The 4,754-nt window shown below is 74.0% G+C and carries 6 protein-coding genes; 4 read left to right on the forward strand and 2 right to left on the reverse strand.

Annotated elements, in window-relative coordinates:
* On the forward strand, positions 1-453 hold a 453-nt coding region (locus DW309_RS02735), incomplete at its 5' end, for a helix-turn-helix domain-containing protein (protein ID WP_136044490.1).
* Here the strand turns inward: DW309_RS02735 and DW309_RS02740 are convergent.
* Both DW309_RS02740 and DW309_RS02745 read right to left on the reverse strand, forming a co-directional pair.
* A complete protein-coding gene (locus DW309_RS02740; protein WP_136044491.1) occupies positions 429-1,685 on the reverse strand; it encodes an APC family permease in 1,257 nt (418 codons plus the stop codon). The genes DW309_RS02735 and DW309_RS02740 overlap by 25 nt on opposite strands.
* A 41-nt stretch (positions 1,686-1,726) precedes the next feature.
* Entirely contained in the window at positions 1,727-2,197 is a 471-nt protein-coding gene (locus DW309_RS02745; protein WP_136044492.1) for a PaaI family thioesterase, read from the reverse strand.
* A 100-nt stretch (positions 2,198-2,297) separates the two neighbouring features.
* On the opposite strand from DW309_RS02745, the gene DW309_RS02750 reads away from it, so the two are divergent.
* The 3 genes from DW309_RS02750 to DW309_RS02760 all read left to right on the forward strand — a co-directional run.
* The gene (locus tag DW309_RS02750; RefSeq protein WP_136044493.1) at positions 2,298-2,741 is read left to right on the forward strand and encodes a GntR family transcriptional regulator; all 444 of its coding nucleotides are present in this window, start codon (positions 2,298-2,300) and stop codon (positions 2,739-2,741) included.
* On the forward strand, positions 2,738-3,808 hold the full coding sequence (locus DW309_RS02755) for a DUF1648 domain-containing protein (protein WP_205812596.1): 1,071 nt from the start codon (positions 2,738-2,740) through the stop codon (positions 3,806-3,808). Before DW309_RS02750 ends, DW309_RS02755 begins: the two co-directional genes overlap by 4 nt.
* A partial coding sequence (locus DW309_RS02760) for a CPBP family intramembrane glutamic endopeptidase (protein WP_136044494.1) occupies positions 3,805-4,754 on the forward strand: 950 nt, incomplete at its 3' end. The genes DW309_RS02755 and DW309_RS02760, both read left to right, overlap by 4 nt.

Consider the following 4,754-nt stretch of genomic DNA (forward strand, 5'->3'; position numbering starts at 1 on the left):
CGCGCGGTCGCGGCACCGGAGCTGCACGACGGGGTGTCGGCGGCGATGTCGACGGGGGAGGGGCACCGGGAGCGCGCGGTCGCGGCGTTCTCCCGCTGGCTCGTGGCGAACGCGCCGGCGGACGACGACGATGCCCGAGGCGCGAACGCCGTGTTCGACGCCCTGTTCGGCGACGGGGCGGCGCTGACCCCCGAGGAGGCCGCGACGCGCCTGGCGGTGTCGGTGCGCACCCTGCAGCGCCTCACCCGACGGCACGTGGGGCTGTCGCCCGCGGCCATGATCCGTCGCCGACGGTTGCAGGAGGCCGCGCAGCGCGTGCGCGATGAGCCCGCGGTCGACCTGGCGTCGCTCGCGGCCGAGCTCGGGTACGCCGACCACGCGCATCTGACCCGGGACTTCCGGGCCGTGCTGGGCATCGCTCCGCGGGGCTACCGTTCCGCGCTGCGGGAGTGATCGGCGCGCCGTTCGAGCCGCAGCCGCACGAGTCGATAGGCCACCCCGGCGACGACCCCGGCCGTTCCGATGAGAGACGCCGCCACGGGCAGCGTGTTCACGAGCACCAGGCAGCCGAGCGCGCCGACCACCTGGAGCGCGCGCGGCGACCGTCGGGCGGCACCGCGCTGACGGAAGGCCGCGGCATTGGCGATCAGGTAGTAGAGCAGCACCCCGAACGAGGAGAAGCCGATCGCGGTGCGCAGGTCGGCCGTCAGCACCAGCGCGATCACGAGCGCCGCGAGCACGAGTTCCGCGCGCTGGGGCACCTGATGCCGGGCGTCGATGCGGGACAGGAACCGCGGCAGGTCGCCCTCCCTGGCCATCGCGAGCACCGTGCGTCCGATGCCGGTGAGCAGCGCCAGTAGTGCCCCGAGGGACGCGGCCGCCGCGGCGATCCGCACCAGGGGCGTCGCCCACGACCAGCCGGCGGCGACGAGCACGTCCGCCAGCGGCGCGGTCGCGCCCTGCACCTCGGCGCCGAGCACCAGCACCACGGTGAGGCCGACCAGCGCATAGACGACCACGGCGCCGCCGAGGGCCAGGGCGATCGCGCGGGGGATCGTGCGCGCGGGGTCGGTGACCTCCTCGCCCATCGTCGCGATCCGGGCGTAGCCGGCGAGTGCGAAGAACAGCAGCCCGGCTCCCTGGAGCACGCCGTACGCGGTCGCGTCGGGCAGCGGGGCGGGGGTCGAGGTGGGAGCGGCGCCGAGCCCGAGGATCACCACGACCGCGAGGCCGAGCAGGGAGCAGGCGACGAGGATCCGGGTCAGCAGCGCGGTGCGGGTGACGCCGAAGCAGTTGACGACCGCGAGCGCCGCGACGGCGAGCACCGCGACCGGCGTCTGCCAGGCGGGCGGGACGGCGTAGGCGGCGAACGTCATCGCCATGGCCGCGCAGCTCGCGATCTTGCCGATCACGAAGCTCCAGCCGGCGACGAAGCCCCACCACGGGCCGATCTCGGCGCGCGCGTAGGCGTACGTGCCGCCCGCGACCGGGTGGACGGCGGCGAGCTGTGCCGACGCGGTGGCGTTGCAGTAGGCCACGACGGCGGCGATCGCGAGGGCGATCAGGATGCCGCTGCCCGCGACGCCGATGGCCGGGGCCCACACGGCGAACACGCCGGCGCCGATCATCGAGCCGAGGCCGATCGCGACGGCGTCGGCGAGGGTCAGGCGTCGGGCGAGGGGCACGCGGCCATCGTCCCACGTGCCGGTGAACGGCCGGTGTCGCGTCAGCGGCGGGCGGCGGTGACGCGCTTCTTCTCGCGGATGTACACCTGGCGCCGCACCCTCGCCACGGTGTCGCCGTCGCGGTCGGTGATCACGGTCTCGAACCACTCGAGCACCTTGCCGCCGCCGTGGGCGCGCTGCCGCAGCTCCTCCGCCTTCTCCCGCGGCACCGAGAACTCGGCCGTGAGCACGCCGCGTCCCGGCTTGAGGAACTCGATCTCGCCGCGGGTGTCCCACACCACGTAGTCGCGCCCGAGCTGGTGCATCACGAGCATGAAGAAGTACGGGTCGGTCATGGCCGACATGGAGCCGCCGAACGCCGTCTTGACGTAGTTGCGGGTGAAGACGTTGACGTGCAGCTCGACGGTCGCGTGGGTCCAGTCCTCGCTGAACCGGCGCACGCGGATGCCGCTGAACAGGTTCGGGATCCACAGGCTCATGCCGACCGCGAGGCGGCGGGGGGTGATGCGCATGAGGTCAGTGTGGAGGATGCGGCGGCGACCGGCGAAGACGTCTGGAGGGTTGGCACAGTTGTTCTATTTGACATAGAATAAGTAGCGATAGGAGGTCGCCATGCTGATCCGCGTCGACGTCGACAGTCCGCACGCGCTGTACGACCAGGTCGCCGCGTCCATCCGGGCCGACATCCTGGCGGGCGCGCTCACCCCGGGCGACCGGCTGCCCGCGGCGCGCGACGTCGCGACTGCGCTCGACATCAACCAGCACACGGTGCTGCACGCCTACCAGCGGCTGCGCGACGAGGGTCTCGTCGACCTCCGGCGCGGCAGGGGCGCGGTGATCGCGGCCTCCGCGGCCCCGCTGGTCGAGCTCGCGCACGAGATCGACGGACTCGTCCGTCGTGCCGCCGCGGTGGGGGTCTCCGCCGAGACGCTCGCCGGCATCGTCCGCACCCACCGCGCTCCCGTCGACGACCGGAGCGCCCGCGCCGCACAGCGGACCACACCGCGCACCACACCGCGCACCACACCGCGCACCACAGAGGAGGATCCGCCATGACGACCCACGACCTCACCCGCACGCCGCCCGCGCTGCTGCGGCGGGCGCGCCTCCTCTTCGTCCTGGTAGCGGTCGCCGCACCCGTGGTCATCACGGCCATCGCCGCCGCGGTGCTGCTGTCCTGGCTGCCCTCGCTCCCCGGCACCGTCGCGGTGCACTGGGGTCTCGACGGCGCCGACCGCTTCGGTGCCCCGATCGTCTACCTCTGGCTGCTCCTCGGCGTCGGGCTCGGCCTCCCGCTCCTGATGGCCGCGACCACGCTCGCCGCGGTGGCTGCGCACTGGGGCGGAGCCGCCCGGCTGATGGGTGCGCTCGCGGCCGGCATGTCCGGGTTCGCGGCGGTGCTGAGCCTCGGGTCGCTGTGGATCCAGCGCGACCTCGCGTCGACCGCCGAGGTCCCGGGCGTCGGCGTCGTGACGGCGCTCGCGTTCGCCGCTCTCCTCGTCACCGGAGGTGTCGCCTGGCTCATTCAGCCCAGGGTGAGGCCCGAGCCCGGGCGCACGCTCGAGCCGCGGCACGTCGTGCGGGTGGCCGACGGGGAACGGGTGGTCTGGGTGGGCACCACGACCATGCCCCGCGGGGCCCTGGCCTTCCTTCTGGTCGTCCTCCTCGGGCTGATCGCGCTGGCGGTGTGGATGCTCGCGGGCGGCATCACCGGGGCGTGGATCGCGGTCCTGGTGACCGTGGTGGTGGCGTTTGCCGTGGCCGCGACGGCGTCGTTCCGGGTCCGTGTGACACCCGAGGGCCTCACGGCGCAGGCTCCGCTCGGCTGGCCGCGTCAGCGCATCCCGGTCGACCGCATCGTGTCCGCGCGAGCCGTGACCGTCTCGCCGTTCGGGGAGTTCGGCGGATGGGGGTGGCGCTTCTCGCCGGACGGCCGCAGCGGCATCGTGATGCGACAGGGCTCCGCGATCGAGGTGGCGCGCCGCGACCACGGACCGTTCATCGTGACGATCGACGGGGCGGAGGAGGCCGCGGCACTGCTGCAGGCCTACGTCGATCGGGCCGCCGCGCGGACGGACCACGGGGGAGGGCCCGACGGGGCGACCGAGAGGAGTGGACGATGACCGTCGACGACACGACGCGCGACGCGGAGGGAGCCGTGACGCGCGTGCCGTGGGCCGCGGTGCTCGTGTTCATCGCGACAGCCTGCGGGCTCGCCTGGCTGGTCGCCCTGCCGCTCTGGCTGGGTGCGGGGCTCGCTGAGCCGATCTCGACGCTCCTGCTGCCGGCCATGATGCTGACGCCCGCCCTCGCGACGCTGCTCGTGGTGTTCGTGATGCGGGTGCCCAGGCCGGGTGCGCGCCTGGGCTTCCTGGGGCTCTGGCCGCTGCGCCCGGCGAAGCGCGTCGTGTGGCTCCTGGTCGCGGCGTGGCTGATCCCCCCGCTGCTGGTGGCGCTCGGCATCCTGGTCTCCGCCGCCCTCGGCTGGGTGCGGCTCGACCCGACGTCCGGGGCGTTCGCGGCCGAGCTGGCACGGGCGCTCCCCGCCGGCACGCCGATGCCGCCGGTCGAGGTCGTGGTGTTCGCGCAGCTCGCGATGATCCCGCTCGGCGCGCTGGTCAACGCGGGGTTCGCGTTCGGTGAGGAACTGGGGTGGCGCGGGTGGCTGCTGCCCGCCCTGCGTCCGCTGGGCACCTGGCCGGCACTGCTGCTCAGCGGTGTCATCTGGGGTCTCTGGCACAGTCCGGTGATCCTGCTCGGCTACAACTTCGGTCGCACCGACGTCACCGGCGTGCTGTTCATGGTCGGCGGGTGCGTCGCGTGGGGTGTGCTGTTCGGCTGGCTGCGCCTGCGCTCCGGGTCGGTGTGGCCGGCGGTCGTCGCGCACGGTTCGCTGAACGCCGCGGCCGGGATGGTGGTGCTGTTCGCCGCGACACAGCCCGACCTCGCGCTGGCGGGACCGCTGGGTGTCGCGGCCTGGCTGGTCGCGGCGGTGGTGATCCTCGTGCTGCTGCTGACCGGGCAGTTCCGGGTGCAGCCGCCGCTCGCGCCGCGGCGAGCCGGAGCAGC

Origin of the sequence: Microbacterium sp. K41 (genome assembly GCF_004794395.1) — a bacterium.
In the GTDB taxonomy this organism is placed as follows: Bacteria; Actinomycetota; Actinomycetes; order Actinomycetales; family Microbacteriaceae; genus Microbacterium; species Microbacterium sufflavum.

Excerpts from the sequence above, each read along its gene's own strand:
- DW309_RS02745 (WP_136044492.1), bottom strand. The coding sequence starts at position 2,197 with ATGCGCATCACCCCCCGCCGCCTCGCGGTCGGCATGAGCCTGTGGATC.
- DW309_RS02750 (WP_136044493.1), top strand. The coding sequence starts at position 2,298 with ATGCTGATCCGCGTCGACGTCGACAGTCCGCACGCGCTGTACGACCAG.
- DW309_RS02755 (WP_205812596.1), top strand. The coding sequence starts at position 2,738 with ATGACGACCCACGACCTCACCCGCACGCCGCCCGCGCTGCTGCGGCGG.